Origin of the sequence: Burkholderia sp. 22313, assembly GCF_052045245.1 — a bacterium.
GTDB lineage: Bacteria > Pseudomonadota > Gammaproteobacteria > Burkholderiales > Burkholderiaceae > Burkholderia.
Genome location: NZ_JBQEON010000005.1, coordinates 175,532 through 196,644, shown reverse-complemented (window position 1 = coordinate 196,644; position 21,113 = coordinate 175,532). Strand labels below are relative to the sequence as shown.

At 69.0% G+C, this 21,113-nt stretch carries 20 protein-coding genes; 13 read left to right on the top strand and 7 right to left on the bottom strand.

Annotation, left to right across the window (positions count from 1 at the left end; all coding sequences use genetic code 11):
• Positions 1–6: 6 nt before the first annotated feature.
• The 4 genes from ACTJKF_RS06920 to ACTJKF_RS06905 all read right to left on the bottom strand — a co-directional run bounded on the left by ACTJKF_RS06920 (position 7) and on the right by ACTJKF_RS06905 (position 4,383).
• Entirely contained in the window at positions 7–339 is a 333-nt protein-coding gene (locus tag ACTJKF_RS06920) for a hypothetical protein (RefSeq protein ID WP_440622818.1), read from the bottom strand.
• A 521-nt stretch (positions 340–860) separates the two neighbouring features.
• Positions 861–2,648 carry a chloride channel protein gene (locus ACTJKF_RS06915; RefSeq protein ID WP_440622817.1) on the bottom strand — a complete coding sequence of 596 codons (1,788 nt, stop codon included), beginning with the start codon at positions 2,646–2,648 and terminating at the stop codon, positions 861–863.
• A 30-nt stretch (positions 2,649–2,678) separates the two neighbouring features.
• Complete coding sequence (locus ACTJKF_RS06910) at positions 2,679–3,092, bottom strand: MarR family winged helix-turn-helix transcriptional regulator (RefSeq protein WP_440622816.1); 414 nt, start codon at positions 3,090–3,092, stop codon at positions 2,679–2,681.
• Positions 3,093–3,210: 118 nt separating this feature from the next.
• Positions 3,211–4,383 carry an HPP family protein gene (locus tag ACTJKF_RS06905; RefSeq protein WP_440622815.1) on the bottom strand — a complete coding sequence of 391 codons (1,173 nt, stop codon included), beginning with the start codon at positions 4,381–4,383 and terminating at the stop codon, positions 3,211–3,213.
• Positions 4,384–4,742: 359 nt separating this feature from the next.
• On the opposite strand from ACTJKF_RS06905, the gene ACTJKF_RS06900 reads away from it, so the two are divergent.
• Positions 4,743–5,711: a LysR family transcriptional regulator gene (locus ACTJKF_RS06900; protein ID WP_440622814.1), complete on the top strand. Its 969-nt coding sequence runs from the start codon at positions 4,743–4,745 to the stop codon at positions 5,709–5,711.
• A 36-nt stretch (positions 5,712–5,747) separates the two neighbouring features.
• Here the strand turns inward: ACTJKF_RS06900 and ACTJKF_RS06895 are convergent, their stop codons facing one another.
• Complete coding sequence (locus tag ACTJKF_RS06895; RefSeq protein ID WP_440622813.1) at positions 5,748–7,115, bottom strand: MFS transporter; 1,368 nt, start codon at positions 7,113–7,115, stop codon at positions 5,748–5,750.
• A gap of 82 nt (positions 7,116–7,197) precedes the next feature.
• A complete protein-coding gene (locus tag ACTJKF_RS06890; protein ID WP_440622811.1) occupies positions 7,198–8,136 on the bottom strand; it encodes a 2-hydroxyacid dehydrogenase in 939 nt (312 codons plus the stop codon).
• Here ACTJKF_RS06890 and ACTJKF_RS06885 point away from each other — a divergent pair.
• From ACTJKF_RS06885 to ACTJKF_RS06850, 8 genes are all read left to right on the top strand, one after another.
• Positions 8,129–8,257 (top strand): hypothetical protein, encoded by a 129-nt coding sequence (locus ACTJKF_RS06885; protein ID WP_440622810.1) that lies wholly within the window; start codon positions 8,129–8,131, stop codon positions 8,255–8,257. The two genes, ACTJKF_RS06890 and ACTJKF_RS06885, sit on opposite strands and share 8 nt — an antisense overlap.
• The gene (locus tag ACTJKF_RS06880; RefSeq protein ID WP_440622809.1) at positions 8,250–9,161 is read left to right on the top strand and encodes a LysR substrate-binding domain-containing protein; all 912 of its coding nucleotides are present in this window, start codon (positions 8,250–8,252) and stop codon (positions 9,159–9,161) included. The genes ACTJKF_RS06885 and ACTJKF_RS06880 overlap by 8 nt, the downstream gene beginning before the upstream one ends.
• Before the next feature lie 238 nt (positions 9,162–9,399).
• The gene (locus ACTJKF_RS06875) at positions 9,400–10,431 is read left to right on the top strand and encodes a TRAP transporter substrate-binding protein (RefSeq protein WP_440622808.1); all 1,032 of its coding nucleotides are present in this window, start codon (positions 9,400–9,402) and stop codon (positions 10,429–10,431) included.
• A gap of 3 nt (positions 10,432–10,434) precedes the next feature.
• Positions 10,435–12,321 (top strand): TRAP transporter large permease, encoded by a 1,887-nt coding sequence (locus tag ACTJKF_RS06870; protein ID WP_440622807.1) that lies wholly within the window; start codon positions 10,435–10,437, stop codon positions 12,319–12,321.
• A gap of 8 nt (positions 12,322–12,329) precedes the next feature.
• Entirely contained in the window at positions 12,330–13,415 is a 1,086-nt protein-coding gene (locus tag ACTJKF_RS06865) for a LacI family DNA-binding transcriptional regulator (protein ID WP_440622806.1), read from the top strand.
• Positions 13,412–14,437: an NAD(P)-dependent oxidoreductase gene (locus tag ACTJKF_RS06860; protein ID WP_440622805.1), complete on the top strand. Its 1,026-nt coding sequence runs from the start codon at positions 13,412–13,414 to the stop codon at positions 14,435–14,437. Before ACTJKF_RS06865 ends, ACTJKF_RS06860 begins: the two co-directional genes overlap by 4 nt.
• Positions 14,434–15,294 carry an amidohydrolase family protein gene (locus tag ACTJKF_RS06855; protein ID WP_440622804.1) on the top strand — a complete coding sequence of 287 codons (861 nt, stop codon included), beginning with the start codon at positions 14,434–14,436 and terminating at the stop codon, positions 15,292–15,294. The genes ACTJKF_RS06860 and ACTJKF_RS06855 overlap by 4 nt, the downstream gene beginning before the upstream one ends.
• An 81-nt stretch (positions 15,295–15,375) precedes the next feature.
• Positions 15,376–15,522, top strand: coding sequence for a LysM peptidoglycan-binding domain-containing protein (locus tag ACTJKF_RS06850; protein WP_440622803.1), 147 nt, complete (start codon positions 15,376–15,378; stop codon positions 15,520–15,522).
• A gap of 93 nt (positions 15,523–15,615) precedes the next feature.
• On the opposite strand, the gene ACTJKF_RS06845 is transcribed toward ACTJKF_RS06850, so the two are convergent.
• Positions 15,616–16,704: a calcium:proton antiporter gene (locus tag ACTJKF_RS06845; protein ID WP_440622802.1), complete on the bottom strand. Its 1,089-nt coding sequence runs from the start codon at positions 16,702–16,704 to the stop codon at positions 15,616–15,618.
• Between the two features lie 86 nt (positions 16,705–16,790).
• On the opposite strand from ACTJKF_RS06845, the gene ACTJKF_RS06840 reads away from it, so the two are divergent.
• The 4 genes from ACTJKF_RS06840 to ACTJKF_RS06825 all read left to right on the top strand — a co-directional run bounded on the left by ACTJKF_RS06840 (position 16,791) and on the right by ACTJKF_RS06825 (position 21,031).
• Complete coding sequence (locus ACTJKF_RS06840; RefSeq protein ID WP_440622801.1) at positions 16,791–17,093, top strand: hypothetical protein; 303 nt, start codon at positions 16,791–16,793, stop codon at positions 17,091–17,093.
• A gap of 161 nt (positions 17,094–17,254) precedes the next feature.
• Entirely contained in the window at positions 17,255–18,808 is a 1,554-nt protein-coding gene (locus ACTJKF_RS06835) for a 3-hydroxyacyl-CoA dehydrogenase (RefSeq protein WP_440622800.1), read from the top strand.
• Between the two features lie 59 nt (positions 18,809–18,867).
• Positions 18,868–20,190 carry a phenylacetate--CoA ligase PaaK gene (gene paaK, locus ACTJKF_RS06830; protein ID WP_440622799.1) on the top strand — a complete coding sequence of 441 codons (1,323 nt, stop codon included), beginning with the start codon at positions 18,868–18,870 and terminating at the stop codon, positions 20,188–20,190.
• 40 nt (positions 20,191–20,230) lie between these two features.
• The gene (locus ACTJKF_RS06825; protein ID WP_440622798.1) at positions 20,231–21,031 is read left to right on the top strand and encodes an enoyl-CoA hydratase-related protein; all 801 of its coding nucleotides are present in this window, start codon (positions 20,231–20,233) and stop codon (positions 21,029–21,031) included.
• Positions 21,032–21,113: the final 82 nt, after the last annotated feature.

Here is a 21,113-nt window from a genome sequence, read left to right as displayed (position 1 = left end):
CGGTGCTTACAGGCAGGCGTTGATGTCGCCCGCGGCAGCGGCGTCGCCGCGCATGCCGACCCACGTCTTCGCGCCCGGCTTCCACGACGGGCGAACCATCGCGGCCGCGCCATTCGGCGGTTGCTGGCCCGGGACGTAGACATCGGTCGCGAGGCCGTTGGCGAGCACGTTCTGCGAGACCACCTGTTGCTGCGACTTGTCGGCCCAGGTCTTGGCGATGCACGCCGAGACGTCCGGGGCGGATTTCTGGCTTTGTCCCACGTTCTGCACGGCCGGAGCGGCTGCATGAGCAGAAATTGCGACGGTCAATGCGATGAGCGGTAAATATTTCACGTTCACGTTTTATCTCCCTCGAGTCGTGATTGATTGAGTGGGATGCGCAGCACAACCAGAACTGCGTCCCTGTGAGATTGCGTCGGACAAATGCGGTTCCGGCGATTCCGAAACAAGTTGTTAACGTGCTTGCCAAACGGCAATCGGGACGCCGTGCGTTCTGTTGCGCTGCGGGATGTGCTGCGTGCAGCCCGTGTGGAGGCGGGTGGCGCGGCTACGACGTCATGCGTCGTGCGGTCTGCTCGCTGCCCGGCGGTGCGGCGGATTGATGGCCGCGGCGTGCTGCATGTGTCTGCATGTCGCGCCGCGACGCTTCTTTATTGGATGACGAGTGGAATGGCTGAATGGTGGCCCCGTCGCATGAGCACCATGATGACAAACTTTCGTCCGATGAATTGTCAACGAAGTTTAAGCGCCGGCGCGGCGCGGCGAAATGCAAAACGGCGCGCAAGGTGCGCGCCGTTTCGGAAGGCGGGAGACGACGGTGTGCGCGGTGCGCGGCCGGAGCGCCGCGCATGCCGCAACGCTCAGCCGGCCTTGCGGGCGCCGGAGTCGCGCAGGTTGGCCGGCACGACCGGACGGAAGCGCTCGCGCTTCTGTTCGTCGTCGAAGTGCTGGAGCGCCGGCTTGATCAGGTCGCTGCGCGACACGATGCCGGTGATGCGCAGCGACTGCGGGTCGTCGACGACCGGCAGGCGTTCGAGGCCGAGCATCGCGAGCCGCGATGCGACGACGCGGCAGGTTTCGTGTGCTTCGGCGACGGCCGGTGCGCGATCGGCGAACGCGCTCGCGAGCGTTGCGCCGGGGCCGGCTTGCGCGCGTTGCGCGTCGAGCGTGGCACGATCGACGAGGCCGAGCAGGCGGCCGTTCTGCACGACCGGGTACGCACGGTGCGTCTGCTTCGCGCCGAAGTATTGCGCTTCGACGACGTCGAGCGTCGTGGCGCCGTCGATCGCGACGAGCGCGTCGGCGGACGTCATCACTTCGCCCACGTCATGCCGCTCGAGCGGATCGACGCCGTATTCGCGGTAGATGTGATAGCCGCGGCGTGCGATTTTTTCCGTCATGATCGAGCGCTTCATCACGATGGTCGCGAAGCCGTGCGCGACGAGCGTCGCCGCGAGCAGCGGCAGCAGCGCGTTCGCGTCGTGCGTGAGGCCGAACGCGAACACGATCGCGGTCAGCGGCGCGCCGAGCGTGGCGCCGAGGGTCGCTGCCATGCAGACGAGCGGCCACAGTGCCGGGTCGCCGCCGGGCAGCACCGGCGACAGCACGGTGCCGAGGCCCGCGCCGAGCATCAGCAGCGGGGCGAGCACACCGCCCGACGTGCCGGAGCCGAGCGCGATCACCCACATCACGGCCTTCACGATCAGCAGCGCCAGCGCGATCTTCAGCGCGATGTGCTGGTGCAGCAGGTCGCCGATCACGTCGTAGCCGACGCCGAGCGCGCGCGGCTCGAGCCAGCCGCCGATACCGATCACGACCGCGCCGAGCGCCGGCCACCACATCCAGTGCACCGGCAGCTTCGCGAAGCCGTCCTCGATGCGGTACAGCGCAGCCGACAGGCCGCAGGCGAGCACGCCCGACAGCAGGCCCGCGACGATGCACGACAGCAGCGCGACGGCCGTCGGCGCGGCGGTCGTCAGCGGAAACAGCGGACCGGTGCCGAAGAACACGGCGCGTGCGAACCCGGCGACCGCGCAGGCGAGCGCGACCGGCAGGAAACTGCGCGGGCGCCATTCGAACAGCAGCAGTTCGACCGCGAGCAGCGCGGCGGCGACCGGCGTGCCGAACACGGCGGTCATGCCGGCGGCCGCGCCGGCGACGAGCAGCGTCTTGCGTTCGGCGGCGGTCACGTGCACGCATTGCGCGAGCAGCGAACCGAGCGCGCCGCCCGTCATGATGATCGGGCCTTCGGCACCGAACGGGCCACCGCTGCCGATCACGACGCCGGACGACAGCGGCTTGAGGATCGCGACCTTCGGCGACATCCGGCTCTTGCCGAACAGGATCGCCTCGATCGCCTCGGGAATGCCGTGGCCGCGGATCTTCTCCGAACCGAAGCGCGCCATCAGCCCGACGATCAGCCCGCCGATCACCGGCACCACGATCACCCAGGCGCCGAGCGTGTTGTCGGCGGGCGAATGGTCGGCAAACGAAAACTGCTGGAAGAAGAACAGGTTCGTAAACAGGTGAATCAGGCTCAACAGCACGAAGGCCGCCAGCGTGCTGAGCAAGCCGATCACGGCGGCTAGCAACGCGATCCTGGGCAGGCGTTCGTTGGTCGAGAAATCGCGTTTGTGTGGTGCGTTCATCGGTGTGAGGAAAGGTCGGTAAAGCTTGGGTCAGTAATCGATCTGCGGAACCTGGAACGCATCCTTGAGCGACTTCAGCTCGGTGCGATGCATGGTCGCAAGACGCGCGAGCAGCGTCTCGCCGGCCTCTTCGAGGTGCACCTCGACCTGCCGGCGGTCCGCCTCGCTCGTCTTGCGCTTCACGAGCCCGAGCGCCTCGCAGCGCGTCACCAGCGCGACGACGCCGTGATGCTGCGCCTGCAGGCGTTCGGCGATTTCTCCGATGGTTGCCCATTCGCGGTGCGGGTAGCCCTTGATGTGCAACAGCAGCAGGTATTGCAGCGGCGTCACGCCTTCGCTTTGCGCGGCGCGTTCGGAGAAGCGCTCGAAGCAGCGCATCTGGTAGCGGAACTCGGACAGTTGCTGAAAATCGCTTTTGGCCAGCGCGCGTCGGGTATCGGTCATTGCAGTCGGTCGGTCAGGCGGTTTCAGTAGCCGGAAATATATCACAACATGATATAAGTGGCCGATTTTTAGCGGAATGACCGGCATTCCGCGGTTCGTCGGGCGCGATTCGCCGCGCTTACGCGGCCTCGAGCATCTGGGTCTTCCGGTACAGGCCCGTGACGAGATCCGTCTGCGTGATGATCCCGACGAGCCGGCGCGATGAATCGACGACTGGAATGTGGTGGTGGCCCGAGTGCGTAAACAGCGGCACCAGCGCGGTGATCGGCATGGTCTGCGGCACAGACGCGACGTCGCGCGTCATCACGCTGGCGACGCTCGGCGGCTGGCCGCCGAACGACTGCGGCAGCCGCGCGGACAGCCGCTGCCACAGCGGGGTGGGGCGGCGCAGCTGGCGCGTGAGGTCGGCGCGCGTGACGATGCCGATCAGGCGATCGTCGCCGTCGACTACCGGCAGCGCCTTCACGCGATGGCGGTCGAGCAGCGTCAGCGCGGCCGTCACCGACGTCGATGGCGCGACTTCGATCGCGTTCTTCGTCATCAGGTCGGCGCAGGTGAGCTGGCCGAACGTGCGCGTATACGCCTGCATCTCGGTTTCGCGCAGCAGCATTTCGAGGTCGTCCGGATCGACGTCGAGCCATTCGCTGCGGCGCTTGAGCACCGCGTCGAGGTCGCCGCGCGTGAAGCCGCCGCGCGCCGGCGCGGTGCCGGCCTGCGGTTTCGCGTCGGGGCGCACGCCGCCGTGCGGATAGCGGTGGCCCGTCAGCGCGTGGTACACGAGTGCGGCCGACAGCAGGATCGCCGATTGCAGCGCGATCGGCTGGACCACGAAGCCGAAGCCGAGCGAGTGGATCGCCGGACCGCCGAGCACGGCCGTCAGCGCGACCGCGCCCGACGGCGGATGCACGCAGCGCAGCGCGAACATGCCGCCGATCGCGAACGCGATCGCGACCGCGGCGGCCGTGATCGGATCGGCGATCCAGTGCGCGCACGCGACGCCGACGGTCGCCGCCACCAGATTGCCGCCGATGATCGACCACGGTTGCGCGAGCGGACTCGCGGGCACCGCGAACAGCAGCACGGCCGACGCCCCCATCGGCGCGACGAGCAGCGGCACGAGGCCCGGCACGCCGGGCAGCAGCCGCATCGTGACGCCGACCGTCGCGATGCCGACCAGCGCGCCCGTGCACGAGCGCATGCGCTCGCGCCAGCCGAGCGTCATCGGATGGGGAATGAAGCTGTGCAGCCATTGCCGCAAGGTACGGCGCGACGGGGAGGAGCCTGACGACATGGGCGGTAAGCGGTAAAAATGACGGCGCGGCTGACGCTGCGCAAGAAAAGCGGAATTATATCGCGTTGTGATACAAATTGTCGCACCGCATCAACACGTTGCACGCGCGCGACGCCAATTCTTTCAAAATACTTTCGATGAGTGAAAGCATGGTGCCGCGCGATTGCGCAATTTTGTCTGCAGCGGCGTACAATTCGGGCCACTGAATTCCCCGATATGCCACAACCACGCACGCGATGCCCGTTCCCCCGCCTCTTCCCCGGCTTGGTGATCGCTTGCGCGTGGTTGCCGCGCCCGCCCGGATCCCCGTCTGACGCGAGCGCCGCCAACTCCCCACCGACACTCCCCAAGCCAATTCAATGGACATGCTCGAAAACATGCGCCTGTTCGTGCGCGTTGTCGAAGCCGGCAGTTTTACCGCGGTCGCCAAGGAAATCGATGCAACCACCGCGCAGGTATCGCGCGCGGTGTCGAATCTCGAAGCCCACGTACAGACGCGCCTGCTGCATCGCACGACCCGCCACCTCGGCCTCACCGAAAGCGGCGAGCGCTATTTCGAGCGCGCGAAATCGATCCTCGCCGAGATCGACTATGCGAACGCCGAGGCGCGCAATGCGCTGCTGCGGCCGAGCGGCAAGATGCGCATCCATGCGATGACGGGGCTTGGGCAGAGTCATGTCGTGTCGTCGATCGTGCGCTATCAGGAAGACAATCCGGACGTGTCGGTCGAGCTGACGCTCGCGCAGCGGATGCCGAACCTCGTCGAGGAAGGCTACGACGTGTCGATCGTGACCGCGTCGCAGCTGCCCGATTCCGGTTACGTCGCGCAGACCTGCGGCACGAGCTGCAGCGTGCTGGTCGCCTCGCGCGAATACCTGGCGCGGCACGGCACGCCGAAGACGCCCGACGACCTGCCGAACCACGTGTGCCTGCGGCTCGATACGCCCGCGTCGCCGGCCAGCGAGTGGCGGCTCGAGCGCGGCGACGATGAGGATGCGGTCTACGAACTGCAGCCGGCACCGTTTCAGGTCAACGTGCCGGATGCGCTGTGCGTCGCGGTGCGGGCGGGGCGCGGCATCGCGTGCATCGGGCTGTATACCGTGCTCGACGACCTCCGCGAAGGGCGGCTGATCCGCGTGCTGCCCGAGTACCGGCTGCAGACCGTCAGCGTGTACGCCGTCTATGCGACGCGCCGCTATCTCGACGCGAAGATCCGCACCTTCCTCGACCATCTGCGCACGACGCTCACGCCCGCGCTGGAAAACGACCTGCGCGAACTCGACCGGCTCTCGGTCCAGCAGACGCCGGGCAGCCGCCAGCGCGCGTGACGCCGCTGGCGTTCGCTCGCCGGGCGGCGCGCGGCGTCATGCGCCCGGCGTGACGCGAATCCGCTCGAAGCGGCCGGCGATCCATGCGTATGCGGCGATGCCGATCAACCCGTGCGCGGCGACGAACCACAGCGCGAGCGCGAACGACCCGGTGTGCGCGACGACGTAGCCGATCACGAGCGGCGTGACGATCCCCGCGATATTGCCGAGGCCGTTGAACACGCCGCCGCTCAGGCCGACCATCCCTTCCGGCGCGGTATCGGCGAGCACGGCCCAGCCGACCGCCGCGAGCCCCTTGCCGAAGAACGCGATCGTCATCAGGACGATCACGACGGCGTTCGACGACGCGCCGTTCGCGAGCACGAGCAGCGTCGCCATCGCCATCCCCACGACGAACGGTGTCTTGCGGGCGCGTGACGGATGCACGCCGCGCCGGATCAGCCAGTCCGACAGCACGCCGCCGAGCACGCCGCCCGTGAAGCCGCACAGCGCCGGCAGCGCGGCGACCCAGCCGGCCTCCATGATCGTCATCCCGCGCCCCTTGATCAGGTAGATCGGGAACCACGTGATGAAGAAGTAGGTGAGCGCCGTGATGCAGTACTGGCCGATATAGAGCGCCCACAGATTGCGGTGGCGAAACAGCTGCGACGCGTCGTGCCACGACACGCGCGGCCGGTGCCGGACGCGGTTGGCCTCGAGATCGACCAGCGCGCCATGCGCGCGCAGGTAGTCGCGCTCGGCGTCGCTCACGCGCGGATGGCCATGCGGCTCGCGATACCACGCGAACCAGAGCGCCGACAGCGCGACGCCCAGCATCCCCATCCACAGGAACACGTGCTCCCAGCCGAGCGCATGCGTGAGCCACGCCATCGCGGGCGCGAACAGCACGACGGCCATGTACTGCGCGGAATTGAACAGCGCCGACGCGGTGCCGCGTTCCGCGGTCGGGAACCAGCACGCGACGATCCGCGAATTGGCCGGAAACGCCGGCGATTCGACCAGGCCGAGCATGAAGCGCATCGCGAACAGCGCGAGCGTCGCGGCCGCGCCCTGTACGGCGAACCAGCCGACGGTGCCCTGCAGCATCGTGAACACCGACCACAGCAGCAGGCTCAGGCCGTATACGCGACGCGCGCCGAAGCGGTCGAGCAGCCAGCCGCCCGGGATCTGGCCGATGGCATAGGCCCACGCGAACGCGGAAAAGACGATGCCGAGCTGCACGGGCGTCAGGCCGAGGTCGTGTGCGACACCGGTGCCGGCGATCGACATCGTCGCGCGATCCGCATAGTTGACGACGGTGACGGCGAAGATCAGCGCCAGGACCGTGTAGCGGACACGGCCGATCGTGCGCGAGGCTGCGGGTGAGGCGGCGACGGCAGCGCCGCCGCTGGATCGATTGGGCATGCGAGTCTCCTGGCCCCCGTCGAGCGGAGGCGTTTCGTGTGTTGTCGTGGTTGTGGGCGTGGTCGGGGCATGCGCGTGATGCTCAGCGCGTGACGCTGGTCGGCGGGCGCTGACCAGCGAAGCATGCGGCGAGGTTGGCGAGCACGATCCGGCCCATTTGTTCGCGCGTCTCGTGCGTCGCGCTCGCGCGGTGCGGCTGCACGACGACACGCTCGATTTCAAGCAGCGCGGCCGGCACGCGCGGTTCGTCGGCGAACACGTCGAGGCCCGCGCCGGCGATCGTGCCGTCCGTGAGCGCACGCACGAGCGCGGCTTCGTCGACGAGCTTGCCGCGTGCGACATTGATCAGGAATCCTTTGCTGCCGAGCGCGGCGAGCACGTCGGCGGTCACGAGCACGTTGCCGTGATCGGCCGACGCCGCGAGCACGAGCACGTCGCTGTCGCGGGCGAGCGCGAGCAGGTCGGGTTCGTAACGGTAGCCGCTGTCGCGGTGCTCGCGCGGGCCGAAATAGCTGACGGGCATCCGGAACGCCTGCGCGCGTTGCGCGATCGCGCGGCCGACGCGGCCGAGCCCGACGATGCCGAGCCGCTTGCCGGTCACCTGCGTCGCGAGCGGCTGCGCGACCTTGCCCCAGCGGCCGGCGCGCACGATCCGCTCGCCGGCGCCGAGGTCGCGCAGCGTCATCAGGATCAGCCCCAGCGCCATGTCGGCGACGTCGTCGGTCAGCACGTCGGGCGTGGTCGTCACGTGGATGCCGCGTGTGCGCGCGCGCTCGAGATCGACGGCGTCGGTGCCGATGCCGTTGATCGCGATGATCTCGAGGGCGCTCAGCCGGTCCATCAACGCGTCCGGCAACCCGTTCGCCCCGCCCGTGACGACGCCGCGGATGCGCGGCGCGACGCGCGCCAGCAGCGCCTCGGGCTGGTCGGCCCCATACAGGCGGTGCACGGCATAGCGGGCGGACAGTTCGGCGTCGATGGTGTCGGGAAGCGGCTGGGTGAGGAGGATGTCGATGCTCATGAAGGTCTCGGTCGTCGTGCGCGGCGCGGGCCGCGCATCAGGTGCAACCGAGTATAGGAATCGCATCGATGTTGGTCTAACATCAAAAGACTATCGATTGATTCAAGATTTGAATGATTGAACTGAACCAGCTTCGCTGTTTCGTCGCGGTGGCCGAGGAGCTGCATTTCGGCCGCGCGGCCAAGCGGCTTTTCATGACGCAGCCGCCGCTCAGCCGGCAGATCCAGCTGCTCGAACACGCGCTCGGCATCGCGCTGCTCGAACGCAGCAGCCGGCAGGTCCGGCTGACCGCGGCCGGCGAGCGCTTTCTGCGCGATGCGCGGCACATCCTCGAGTTTTCCGCGCGGGCCGAGCAGGCCGCGCAGCGCGTCGCGCATGGCGGGGCCGGCCGCATCACGCTCGGCTTCACGGCCGTCAGCGCGTACCGGATGATTCCGGCGCTGCTCGCGCATGCGGCGCACGCGCTGCCGGACGTCGATGTCGAGTTGCGCGAAATGGTGTCGACCGTGCAGATCGACGCGCTCGCGTCGCGCATGCTCGATGCGGGTTTCGTGCGTCAGCGCGCCGCGCGCCACCCGCTCGAATACCGGCTCGTGCAGCGCGAACCGATGCTCGTCGCCGTCGCGCAGGGCGCGCCGCTGGCCGCCTACGAACGGATCGGCCCGGACGAGCTCGACCGGCAGCCGTTCATCGCGTACTCGCCGAACGAGGGCAAGTACTTCCACGACATGATCTCGGGGATGTTCGCCGGCGCCGGGCGCTTGCCGAACTACCTGCATTACGTCGGCCAGACGCATACGATCCTCGGCCTGGTGCGCGCCGGGCTCGGTGCGGCGCTGGTGCCGGCATCCGCGCGCGAGCTGCATGTCGACGGCGTGGTGTTCCGGCCGCTCGCGGGCGTCGACGTGGCGGCCGAGTTGTATCTCGCATGGCGCGCGGACAACGACAATCCGGCCCTGCCGGTGTTCAACGCGATGGTCGAGCAGTTCCTGACGGAAGGGGCGGAAGGCGGCGTCGTCCACTAAAAGTCAGTTGTCTGATGAATTCGGCGGCCGGGCCTGACGCACGTCCACGGGCCGCAAAACCCCACAAAAAACCAATACGCAGCAATATCCTGGGCCGAAACCAGCGTCGGAACCGTCGCTTCCTTCATCCTCGTCGCGGGAAAACCCCCATTTTTCTCTTATCGGTCGTCGTATTACTGTATCGATACACTAAATCGATACAGTTGCGCCGGCAGGCGCAATCGCAAAGGAGACGGCCATGACTACCATCACCCGGCGGCGCTTTCTGCAAACGGCGTCCGCCGCCACGCTCGCGGTCGCGGGCGGCTTGCCGCAGATCGTCCGCGCAGCCCAGCCGACCGTGACGCTGCGTTGCTCGTCGTCGATGCCGGCCGACCAGAACGCCGCGCACTACGTGTGGTACGAGCGCCTCGCCGCGAACCTGAAGGCGAGCGTCGGCGACGCGATCCGGGTCGACTACTTTCCGAACAGCCAGCTCGGCAAGGAGAGCGACGTCGCGCAGCAGGTGAAGATCGGCGCGATCGACATGATGGTCGCGGGGTCGTCGATCTGGGCCACGGTCGCGCCGGAACTCGGCATGCTCGATCTCGGCTACCTGTTCGACAGCTATGCGCACGTCGCGAAGGTGCTCGACGGTCCGGTCGGGACCAGCCTGAACACGCTGCTGCAAAAGCGCTCGGGTTGCTCGGTGCTGACGTGGGGCTCGCACTTCGGCGGGCGCTGCGTGTTCACGAAGCAGCCGGTGACGGCGCTGCAGGGCGTGAAGGGCACGAAGCTGCGCGTGCTGCCGACGCCGGCGTTCATGGACACCTTCAAGGTGATGGGCGCGGTACCGACGCCGATTCCGTTCGGCGAGCTGTACATGGCCGTGCAGACGGGCGTGGTCGACGGGCTCGAGCACGATCCGGCCACCGTGCTCGCGAGCCGCTTCGACGAGATCGTCAAGTCGTGCTGGCAATCGCACCACGTGTTCGCGGCGATGACGGTGGTGATGGGGCGGCGCGCGCTCGACCGGATTCCGGCGAACCTGCGCCCGGCGTTCGATCGCGCGGTGGCCGATGCGACCGCGCAGCAGCGCGCGATCGCGACGCAGAAGGCCGCGCAGGCGGAAGCGACGCTGAAGCAGCACGGAATGACGTTCCATCCGATGGCCGATGCCGAGCGCACGGCGCTGCGGCAGATGATGCAGGACCGGCTCTACGTCGCGTTCGCGAAGCAGTATCCGGCCACCGCGCCGTTGTTTCCGGCGATCGCCGCCGCGCGGGGTTGAGCGATGGATACCGGTTCCGTCTCGCACGCCGTGCCGGCTGCCGGCGCAGGCCGTCCCGCGCGCATCGGCGTCCGCGCGCTGGATGCGGCGATGCGCTGGATCGAATACGTGTCGGCCGCGGTGCTGGCCGTCGACGTGCTCGTCGTGTTCGTGTCGGTCATCTACCGCTATTTCCTGCACGACCCGCTCGACTGGACCGAGGAGGTCGCCAGCGCGCTGATGATCGTGCTGGTGTTCTTCGGCGCGGCGACGGTGCTCGGGCGCAGCCAGCACGTCGGCATCGACCTGTTCCGCGGCTGGCTGCCGGCGCGCTGGCAGGGCGCGCTCGTGCAGATCGGCCACTGGATCGTCGCGGCGGTGTCGCTGAACCTGCTGGCGTCGTCGTGGCAGTTGCTCGGCGATTCGTACGACCAGTTGACCACCGGCGGCCTGCCGGGCTGGATCAACGTGTATCCGATGATGTTCGGCGCGCTGTTCATGAGCGTGTTCGCGCTCGCGAACGCGCTGAACGCGCCGCGCCGCCGCGTGCTCGGCACGCTCGCGTGCTGCGCGGTGCTCGCCGGCGCGGTGTACGGCTGGAACGCGCTGTGGCCCGAGCATGCGATCGCGCCGGGGGCGCTGCTGATCGCCGGCTTCGTCGGCGGGCTCGTGCTGGGCGTGCCGATCGGCTTCGTGCTCGCGTTCTCCGCACTGCTGTACTTCCTCGCCGATCCGACGCTGCCGCTGCTCGTCTACTCGCAGCAGGTGATGGCCGGCGCCGATCACTTCGTGCTGCTCGCGGTGCCGTTCTTCGTGCTGGCGGGCTTGCTGATGGAGACGAACGGGATGTCCGCGCGGCTCGTCGAACTGCTGCTGCGGATCTTCGGGCGTGTACGCGGCGGGCTCGGGCTGATCGTGATCTTCGCGACGGCGTGCTTTTCCGGCGTGTCGGGTTCGAAGCTGGCGGACATTGCAGCGGTGGGCGGCGTCGTGATGCCGGCGGTGCGCCGGGCGCGGCAGGATCCGGACGAAACCGCGGCGTTGCTCGCATGCAGCGCGGTGATGGCCGAGACGATTCCGCCGTGCGTGAACATGATCATCATGGGCTTCGTCGCGAACATCTCGATCGCCGGGTTGTTCCTCGCGGGAATCGTGCCGGCGGCCGTGCTCGCCGCATCGCTGGCGATCGTGACCGTGATCTGCGGACGCAAGATCGACATCGACGCGGTGTTCGCCGAGCGTCGCGCATGGCTGCCGCTCGCCGGCGGCGCGCTGGTCGCGCTGATCATGGTCGCGATGATCGGCAAGGGCGTGACGTCGGGCATCGCGACGTCGACGGAAGTCTCGGCGTTCGCGGTGGTCTATGCGCTCGTCGTGGGCTGGGCGGCGTTTCGCGAATTGACCTGGCGTTCGGTCGGTCGCGTGTTCGTGCGCGCGGCGTCGATGGCGAGCGGTATTCTGTTCATCGTCGCGGCGGCGTCGAGCGTGTCGTTCGCGCTGTCGATCGAGCAGATTCCGGCGCTCGTCTCGGGCACAATGACCGCGTTTGCCCACCAGTACGGCTCGACGGCGTTTCTGCTGCTGGCGGCGCTGTTGATGATCGTGTTCGGCGCCGTGCTAGAGGGCGCGCCCGCGCTGATCATCTTCGGGCCGCTGCTCGCGCCGATCGCGCTGCAGCTCGGCATCAACCCGCTGCATTTCGGCACGGTCGTGGTGGTCGCGATGGGGCTCGGATTGTTCGCGCCGCCGGTCGGGCTCGGGCTGTTCACGACCTGTGCGATCACGGGCACCGAGGTCGCGCGCGTGACGCGACCGATGGTGAAATACCTGCTGGTGCTGTTCGTCGCCCTCGTGGCGCTGATCTTCGCACCGGCGTTTTCGTTGTGGCTGCCGGCCCATTTCGGCCTGTAGCCCGTTCAATGCAAGACGACATGAGTACGATTCAGGACGTGGCCCGTCATGCGGCCGTTTCGGTCAGCACGGTTTCGAACGTGCTCAACGGCCGCACCGACCAGATGAAGCCGGAGACGCTCGAACGCGTGAAGGCGTCGATGGACGCGCTGCAGTACCGGCCGAGCACGCTCGCCCGCCAGCTCAAGACGGGGCAGACGCCGCTCGTCGGGTTGCTGGTGCCGTCGATGGCGAATCCGATGTACGGCTACATCGCCCGCGAGATCGAGGCCTGCGCGCAGGAGCAGTACGGCCATCGCGTGCTGATCGGCAATACGTATCGCGACGCGGGCAAGGAGGCGGCGTTCTTCGACGACCTGTTCGCGCACGGCGTGCGGCGCGTGATCGTGATCTCGTCGCTCGCCGACGAGAGCCATCTCGAACGCGCGGCCGAACGCGGGATGACGGTCGTCAGCTACGACCGCCGCGCGACGCCCGGCGAACAATCGAAGGTCGATCACGTGACGGCCGACAACGAGGCGGCCGCGCGGCTCGCGACCGGCTGCCTCGTCGCCGCGGGTCATACGCGGCTCGCGTTCGCGACCGTGGCCGGCATCACCGTGAGCCGCAGCGACAAGATCCGCGGCTTTCTCGCGGTGGCGCGCGAGGCCGGCGCCGACGCGCACGTGCTCGACGGCGGCCCGGAGAACGAATACGGCGACGCGGTGATCGTCGACGTCGGGCGTGCGCTCGGTGCCGCGCTCGCGGCCGATCCGGCGCGGCCGACCGGCATCGTCGCGGTCAACGACCTGTTCGCGCTCGGCCTGATGGCCGGGCTGCGCGACGGCGGGCTGCGGGTGCCGGACGATGTGTCGGTCGTCGGGATGGACGGCCATTTCCTGTCGGCGATTTCGTGGCCGGCGCTGACCACGGTGCAACTGCCCGTCACCGACATGGCCGCGGAGATGGTGCGGCGCGTGATGCGGCACGACGGCGACGCGTCGTCTTCTGCGTCGGAACCCGGGCAGCGCGTGTTCCCGGGCGTCACGCTGGTGGAGCGTGCGTCGGTCGCACCGCCGCCGCACCGGGCCGACGCGAAAGGAGCCCCCGCATGACGCGCGTCTACGTGACTCATCCGGCCGGGATGCTCGTCGATCACTACTTCGGTGCGAAGGCGTTGCGCGCGCTGCGGGCGATCGCGGACGTCACCTGCAATCCGCTCGACCGGGAGCTCGGCACGGACGAGCTGATCGCCGCCGCGCAGGGTTACGACGCGATCATCGCGTACCGGCAGACGCCGGCGCCGCGCGCGCTGTTCGCGGGGCTGCCCGCGCTTGCCGCGTTCCTGCGCTGCGCGGTCGACATTCGTACCGTCGACGTCGATGCGGCAAGTGCGTTCGGCGTGCTGGTGACGCAAGCGAGCCCCGGTTTCGGGCAGGCCGTCGCGGAATGGGTGATCGGCGCGATGATCGATCTCGCGCGCGGGATCGGCGCCTATGCCGATGCGTACCACCGCGGCTCGCCGCCGTTGCCGCGGATGGGCCGCGAATTGCGCGGCGGCACGCTGGGCGTGGTCGGCTACGGCCAGATCGCGCGTCATCTCGCACCGATCGCGACCGCGTTCGGGATGCGCGTGCTGGTGTCCGACCCGTACGTGCGGGTCGACACGCCGCCGCTCGAACAGGTCGATTGCGCGATCTTGCTGCGCGACGCCGACTACGTCGTGTGTCTCGCGCCGGCAACGCCTTCCACCGCGAACCTCTTTGATGCGCACGCGTTCGCCGCGATGAAGCCGGGCGCGTGTTTCATCAACGCGTCGCGCGGCGAGCTGGTCGACGAGCAGGCGCTCGCCGACGCACTCGACGGCGGCCGGCTGGCCGGTTGCGCGCTCGACGTCGGCCGTGCGCCGGACCAGATGCCGACGCCCGCACTCGCCGCGCATCCGGGCGTGATCGCCACGCCGCATGTCGGCGGGCTGACGCGGCCGGCGGTCGAGCATCAGGCGCTGGAGACGGTCGAGCAACTCGCCGCGCTGCTCGACGGCCGCGTGCCGAACGGCGCGGTCAACGCGGCGCGGGCGACGCGGCTTGAACGTTGGCGGCCGGTCGACGCATCCGCCGCGCCGGGCGCACGATGACGCGCGACCAAGGTGGCGTACGGCCGTCGCCCGCGTGCGATTGCCATATCCACATCTACGACGATGCGTATCCGCTCGCGCCGACGGCAACGTTCCGTCCGCCGCATGCGCCGGTGGACGCGTATCGCCGTATGCAACGGGCGCTCGGTCTCGCGCGCGTGGTCGTCGTGCAGCCGACCGGTTATGGCTTCGACAACCGTTGCACGCTGGACGCGCTGGCTGCGTTCGGCCCGCACGCGCGCGGCGTCGCGACGCTGCCGGTCGACGTGCCGGACGCCGAACTCGCGCGACTGCACGCGGCGGGTATCCGCGGCGTGCGGTTCATGATGCTGTCGGGCGGCGTCGCGCACTGGGACGAACTCGAGCGGATGGCCGCGCGGATCGCGCCGCTCGGCTGGCACATCGACCTGCAGCTCGACGGCCGGACGCTGCCCGACGTCGCGCCGATGCTGGCGTCGTTGCCGGCGCCGGTCGTGATCGATCACACGGGCAAGTTCCTGACGCCGGTCGCACCGGATGCGCCGGCGTTCGTCGCGTTGCGGCGCCTGCTCGATCGCGGCCACGTGTGGGTGAAGTTGTCCGCACCTTACGAGACCTCGCAATCCGGTGCGCCCGGTTACGACGACGTCGCACGCCTCGCGACCGTGCTCGCGCGTGCGCATGCGGCGCGCTGTGTGTGGGGCAGCAACTGGCCGCACCCGAATGCGTCGCCGGTGCCTGACGATGCGCAACTGCTCGGCTGGCTGCATGCCTGTGCGGCGGATGAAGCGGTTGGCCGCGCGATTCTGGTCGACAACCCGGCAGTGCTGTACGGATTCGATGTGGATGCCGACGCCCCGATCGGCACCGCGACGTAACGTTCGTTCGGCGCACCGCGTGTCACGTGTCGATGCGTCGATGCGTCGACGACCGCGGCCGCATCGGGTGAGCTGACGTACGTGGTGAAGGCGGGCGATACGCTGAACCTGATCGTGGCGAGCAAGCTCGGCAGCGGCCAGCGCTATCGCGAGATCCGGCGCTGCAACAACCTCGCGAACCCGAACCTGATCCTGGCCGGCCAGCATCTGGGGATTCCGGTCCGCTAGGCGCGGCGTGAGGCGGGGAAGGACGGCAGGGGAAGGTGACGTGACACGCGGGGCCCGACGGAGACGATCCGCCGGGCCCCGCGCCGTTCCGCATCAGTGGGTGATGGACAGGAACAGGTAAGCGGCGAACAGCGCCAGGTGCACGACACCGTGCAGCACCGTCGTGCGCCCCTGGCTCAACGTCAGCGTGCTGACGAGCAGCGTGAGCGACAGCAGCACGGTTTCCATCGCGCCGATGCCGAGGGTGAGCGGCTGGCCGACCCAGATGAACACGGCCGCGACGGTCGGGATCGTGAGCCCGATGCTCGCGAGCGCCGAACCGAGCGCGAGGTTCATGCTGGTCTGCAGCCGGTTCGCCCGCGCGGCGGTGACGGCCGCGAGCCCTTCCGGCAGCAGCACGAGCGCGGCGATCACGATGCCGACCGCCGCTTCGGGGGCGCCGAGCTGCATCACCGCATGCTCGACGGCCGGCGACAGCAGCTTCGCGAGCAGCACGACCGCGACGAGGCTCGCGAACAGCAGGACCATGCTGGTGGCCGCGGTGCGGTTGCTCGGTGCCGCCGCGTGCACCGCTTCGTTCGCGCTGTCGTGCGCGGCCAGGAAGTAGTCGCGATGGCGCACGGTCTGCACGAACACGAACGCGCCGTACAGCACGAGCGACGCGACGCCCGCGAACGCGAGCTGCGATTTCGAGAAGAACGGGCCCGGAGCGGCGCTCAGGTAGTTCGGCATCACGAGCGACAGCACCGACAGCGACGCGAGCACCGCGAGCGCCTTGCTCGCGCCGCGCCCCTGGAAATCCTGTTCGCCGTGCTTCCACGCGCCGACCAGCAGGCACAGGCCGACGATGCCGTTGCAGATGATCATCACGGCGGCGAACACGGTGTCGCGCGCGAGGCCCGACTTCTCGGGGCCGGCGCCGAGCATCACCGACACGATCAGCGCGACTTCGATGACGGTCACGGCGACCGCGAGCACGAGCGTGCCGAACGGCTCGCCGACGCGGTGCGCGACGACTTCGGCATGGTGGACGGCGGCGAACACGGCGCCGGCGAGCGCGGCGGCGAACAGCGCGATGACGAGGCCTTCGGCCGGCACGGCGCGCGACAGCGCGAGTACCAGCCAGGCGGCAAGCGGGGCCCAGAGGGTCCAGCGCGGGAGCGGGTTGGACGAGATCGGCATGGACGGTTTCCCTATGCGAGTGGCGGCGCGCGACGCGCCGTCACGGGTTGACGAAGCCCGGCCGGATAATCCGCCGAACGAGAACGATGAAACTGATGGGCGGCAGCGCGAAGCGGTGCTGCCTGGCGTTCGCTGCCATGAGGCGGCGAGGGGCGCGGGCGGGCCGAAGCCCGTCGCTGGATGAAACGGTTCGATGCGACCGGATGCCGATGGCGGCGCGCGCCGACGTGACGGCCGGCGGGCCGATCGCGCGGAACCCGACCCGAAAGGGGGCGGGCATTGGGCGGCAGCGGCGGCGTGACACGCGGTTTCCCCCTGAAATCCGGCGGTTTGTCGAATTTTATCAGGCGTTCGGGGGTCACTATCTCATATTCGAACACTTTCATTGACCTTTCGGTTTACAAAAAGTGCCCGGGAAGTTCGATTTTTTTGTTTTTGCAGTTTCCGTAACGGTGTCTTGCCCGACAAATTCGGGCTCGCCCTGACATAAATCTACCGACCGGTCGGTTTATAATCGCTCGCACTTCCACTTCATGACGGATCGCAAGCGATGGCTGTTTCTTCTGCACATTCGGTGAATTCGGGCGCGCTGGCGCCGTCGGCGGTCGTCGGCGTGATCGGCGCGGGCGCGATGGGCGCGGGCATCGCGCAGGTTGCGGCGGCGGCCGGCCATGCGGTGCTGCTGTACGACCTGAACGAGGCCGCGTGCGACAAGGCGCTGGCGGGCATCCGCGCGCAGTTCGCGCGGCTCGCGGAGAAAGGCCGGATGGCACCGGCGCAGGCCGCCGCCGCCGGCAACCGGATTCGCGCGGTACGCACGTGGGTCGAGTTCGCCGGCGCCGCGCTGATCGTCGAGGCGGCGGCCGAGCGGCTCGACGTGAAGCGCGAGATCTTCGCGACGCTCGAACGCCATGTCGACGATCGCTGCGTGCTGGCGACCAACACGTCGTCGATCTCGATCACGTCGATCGCGGCCGGGCTGCGCGCACCGCAGCGCGTGGCCGGCCTGCATTTCTTCAATCCGGCGCCGCTGATGGCGCTCGTCGAGGTGGTCAGCGGGCTCGCGACCGCGCCCGAGGTCGCGCAGGCGCTGTACGACACGGCCGCCGCGTGGGGCAAGCGGCCGGTGCTGGCGAAATCGACGCCGGGCTTCATCGTGAACCGCGTCGCGCGGCCGTATTACGCGGAGGCGCTGCGCGTGCTGAACGAACAGGGCGGCACGCCGGCCTCGATCGACGCGGTGATGCGCGACGCCGGTGGTTTCCGGATGGGGCCGTTCGAGCTGATGGACCTGATCGGGCATGACGTGAACTTCGCGGTGACCGAGTCGGTGTTCCGCGCGTATTTCAACGATCCGCGCTACACGCCGTCGCTGATCCAGCAGGAACTCGTGAACGCCGGCTTCCTCGGGCGCAAGTCGGGGCGCGGCTTCTATTCGTATGCGGATGGCGCGCCGCCGCCCGCACCCGAGCTCGAGGCGCCGCGCGACGCGCCGGCCGACGTCGCGCTGTTCGCGCAGGACGGCCCGGCCGCCGCGCTGCATGCGCGCTTCGTCGAACGCATCGCCGGTGCGCGCCAGACCGGCGCGCATGCCGACGAACTGCTCGCCGTGGCCGGCCGCGCGTCGATCGCGCTGACGGACGGCCGCACCGCGACGGCGCGTGCCGCGCAAACCGGCGTGGCCGATCTGGTGCTCGTCGATCTCGCGCGCGACTACGCGCAGGCCGGGCTCGTCGCGCTGACGCGCGCGCTCCAGTGCTGCGACGCCGCCTATGCCGATGCGGTCGGCCTGTTCCAGCAAGCGGGCTTGCGCGTCGTCGGCGTCGCCGACGTGCCGGGCATGGTCGCGATGCGCACCGTCGCGATGCTCGCGAACGAAGCGGCCGACACGGTGAACCAGGGCGTGTGCTCGCCGGCCGATCTCGATCTCGCGATGGAGAAGGGCGTGAACTACCCGTGCGGCCCGCTCGCGTGGGCCGATGCGATCGGCATCGGCCGCGTGCATCGCGTGCTGTCGAACCTGGCGGCGAGCTACGGCGAGGACCGCTATCGCGTGTCGCCGCGCATCGCCGCGCTGCACGCGGCCGGCCGCACGTTCCGCTAGCCGCCCGCCCCATCACCCGGATCACGATAACGACATCACTCCACTGGAGGAGCACCCCGATGACACACCCGACGCATCCCGCCGCCGCCCTCGACCCGATCGAGACCGCCAGCCGCGACGAACTGCAGGCGCTGCAGCTCGAGCGCCTCAAGTGGTCGCTGCGCCACGCGTACGACAACGTCCCGCACTATCGCCGGACGTTCGACGCGGCAGGCGTGCACCCGGACGACCTGACGTCGCTCGCCGATCTCGCCAGATTCCCGTTCTCGACCAAGAACGATTTGCGCGACAACTATCCGTTCGGGCTGTTCGCCGTGCCGCGCGAGCAGGTGGTGCGCGTGCATGCGTCGAGCGGCACGACCGGCAAGCCGACCGTGGTCGGCTACACGGCGCGCGACATCGACACCTGGGCGAACGTGACCGCGCGTTCGATCCGCGCGGCCGGCGGCCGTCCCGGCGACACGCTGCACAACGCATTCGGCTACGGGCTGTTCACCGGCGGCCTCGGGATTCATTACGGCGCCGAGCGGCTCGGCTGCATGGTCGTGCCGATGTCGGGCGGGCAGACCGAGAAGCAGGTGCAGTTGATCCGCGATTTCGAGCCGAGGATCATCCTCGTCACGCCGTCGTACATGCTGAACCTGATCGACGAGATGGTGCGGCAGGGGATGGACCCGGCCGAGTCGTCGCTGAAGATCGGCATCTTCGGCGCGGAGCCGTGGACGCAGGCGCTGCGCGAGGAAGTGGAGACGCGCGTGGGCATCGACGCGCTCGACATCTACGGGCTGTCGGAGGTGATGGGGCCGGGCGTTGCGTGCGAATGCGTCGAGACGAAGGACGGTCCGGTGATCTGGGAAGACCATTTCTATCCGGAGATCATCGACCCCGTGACCGGCGAAGTGCTGCCGGACGGCAGCGAGGGCGAGCTCGTGTTCACGTCGCTGACGAAGGAAGCGATGCCGGTGATCCGCTACCGCACGCGCGACCTCACCGCGCTGCTGCCGCCGACCGCGCGCGCGATGCGCCGGCTCGCGAAGATCACGGGCCGCTCCGACGACATGCTGATCGTGCGCGGCGTGAACGTGTTCCCGAGCCAGATCGAGGAAATCGTCGTCGCGCAGACGAAGCTGTCGGGACTGTTCCAGATCACGCTGTCGCGCGACGGCCACATGGACCGGCTCGACCTCGCGGTCGAACTGCGCTCCGAGGCTGCCGCCGGCATGACCGACGGCGAGCGCGCGGCGATCGCGCGCGAACTGCAGCACCGGATCAAGACGATGATCGGCGTGTCGGCCGGCGTGACCGTGCTCGGCGCGGGCGGCATTCCCGCGAGCGCGACCGGCAAGGCCCGGCGCGTGATCGACCGCCGGCAGGCCGCCTGAGCTGCGCCGTTCCCTGTTCTACCGCGAGGAAACCTGTTCGATGGATGAATTGAAGACCCTGGCCGTGGCCGTCGATGCGCGCGGCATCGCGACCGTCGCGCTGCAGCGCGGCGACGTGCTCAACGCGTTCGACGAGACGATGATCGCCGAGCTGACCGAGGCGTTTACGACGCTCGGCCGGCGCGACGACGTGCGCGCGATCGTGCTGCGCTCGGACGGCCGCGCGTTCTGCGCGGGCGCCGACCTGCAGTGGATGCAGCGCGCGAGCGCGAACGATGCGGCCGCGAACCTGCGCGACGCCGAGCGGTTCGCCGCGATGATGCGCTCGATCCGGCAGTGCCCGAAGCCGACGGTCGCGCGCGTGCAGGGCCACGCGTTCGGTGGCGGCGTCGGTCTGTGCGCGGCCTGCGACATCGTGATCGCGAGCGACCACGCGCGGTTTTCGGTCAGCGAGGCGCGCTTCGGGATCCTGCCGTCGGTGATCGGCCCGTATCTGGTCGAAGCGGTCGGCCAGCGCCAGGCGCGCCGGCTCGCGCTGACCGCGACGCAGCTCGCGGCTGGCGAAGCCGTCGCGATCGGGTTGATCCACCAGGCCGTGCCGCTCGACGCGCTCGACGCCGCGCTCGACAAGACGCTTGCCGAACTGAGCCGCAATGGCCCGAACGCGCTGATGGAGATCAAGCGCTTTTTCGATGCGATCGGCGAATATCCGCCGTCGGAGGAACGCGCGGCATTCACCGCGCAGACGATCTCCCGCGTGCGCGCGACGCCGGAAGCGAAGGAGGGTTTCGCCGCGTTCTTCGCGAAGCGGCCGCCGGCGTGGGAGCCGGGCGCCGCATAACGTCGTGGCGCGGCCCGCCGGTCCGGGCCGCGCATTGCGTCTCGGGCGCGGGCGCTTGCTCTACAATGCGTGACCCCCGGCG

Coding starts and splice junctions, on each gene's coding strand:
- ACTJKF_RS06915 (WP_440622817.1), bottom strand. CDS start 2,648: ATGAACGCACCACACAAACGCGATTTCTCGACCAACGAACGCCTGCCC.
- ACTJKF_RS06910 (WP_440622816.1), bottom strand. CDS start 3,092: ATGACCGATACCCGACGCGCGCTGGCCAAAAGCGATTTTCAGCAACTG.
- ACTJKF_RS06905 (WP_440622815.1), bottom strand. CDS start 4,383: ATGTCGTCAGGCTCCTCCCCGTCGCGCCGTACCTTGCGGCAATGGCTG.
- ACTJKF_RS06900 (WP_440622814.1), top strand. CDS start 4,743: ATGGACATGCTCGAAAACATGCGCCTGTTCGTGCGCGTTGTCGAAGCC.
- ACTJKF_RS06895 (WP_440622813.1), bottom strand. CDS start 7,115: ATGCCCAATCGATCCAGCGGCGGCGCTGCCGTCGCCGCCTCACCCGCA.
- ACTJKF_RS06885 (WP_440622810.1), top strand. CDS start 8,129: ATGCTCATGAAGGTCTCGGTCGTCGTGCGCGGCGCGGGCCGCGCATCA.
- ACTJKF_RS06890 (WP_440622811.1), bottom strand. CDS start 8,136: ATGAGCATCGACATCCTCCTCACCCAGCCGCTTCCCGACACCATCGAC.
- ACTJKF_RS06880 (WP_440622809.1), top strand. CDS start 8,250: ATGATTGAACTGAACCAGCTTCGCTGTTTCGTCGCGGTGGCCGAGGAG.
- ACTJKF_RS06875 (WP_440622808.1), top strand. CDS start 9,400: ATGACTACCATCACCCGGCGGCGCTTTCTGCAAACGGCGTCCGCCGCC.
- ACTJKF_RS06870 (WP_440622807.1), top strand. CDS start 10,435: ATGGATACCGGTTCCGTCTCGCACGCCGTGCCGGCTGCCGGCGCAGGC.
- ACTJKF_RS06865 (WP_440622806.1), top strand. CDS start 12,330: ATGCAAGACGACATGAGTACGATTCAGGACGTGGCCCGTCATGCGGCC.
- ACTJKF_RS06860 (WP_440622805.1), top strand. CDS start 13,412: ATGACGCGCGTCTACGTGACTCATCCGGCCGGGATGCTCGTCGATCAC.
- ACTJKF_RS06855 (WP_440622804.1), top strand. CDS start 14,434: ATGACGCGCGACCAAGGTGGCGTACGGCCGTCGCCCGCGTGCGATTGC.
- ACTJKF_RS06845 (WP_440622802.1), bottom strand. CDS start 16,704: ATGCCGATCTCGTCCAACCCGCTCCCGCGCTGGACCCTCTGGGCCCCG.
- ACTJKF_RS06840 (WP_440622801.1), top strand. CDS start 16,791: ATGAAACTGATGGGCGGCAGCGCGAAGCGGTGCTGCCTGGCGTTCGCT.
- ACTJKF_RS06835 (WP_440622800.1), top strand. CDS start 17,255: ATGGCTGTTTCTTCTGCACATTCGGTGAATTCGGGCGCGCTGGCGCCG.
- paaK (WP_440622799.1), top strand. CDS start 18,868: ATGACACACCCGACGCATCCCGCCGCCGCCCTCGACCCGATCGAGACC.
- ACTJKF_RS06825 (WP_440622798.1), top strand. CDS start 20,231: ATGGATGAATTGAAGACCCTGGCCGTGGCCGTCGATGCGCGCGGCATC.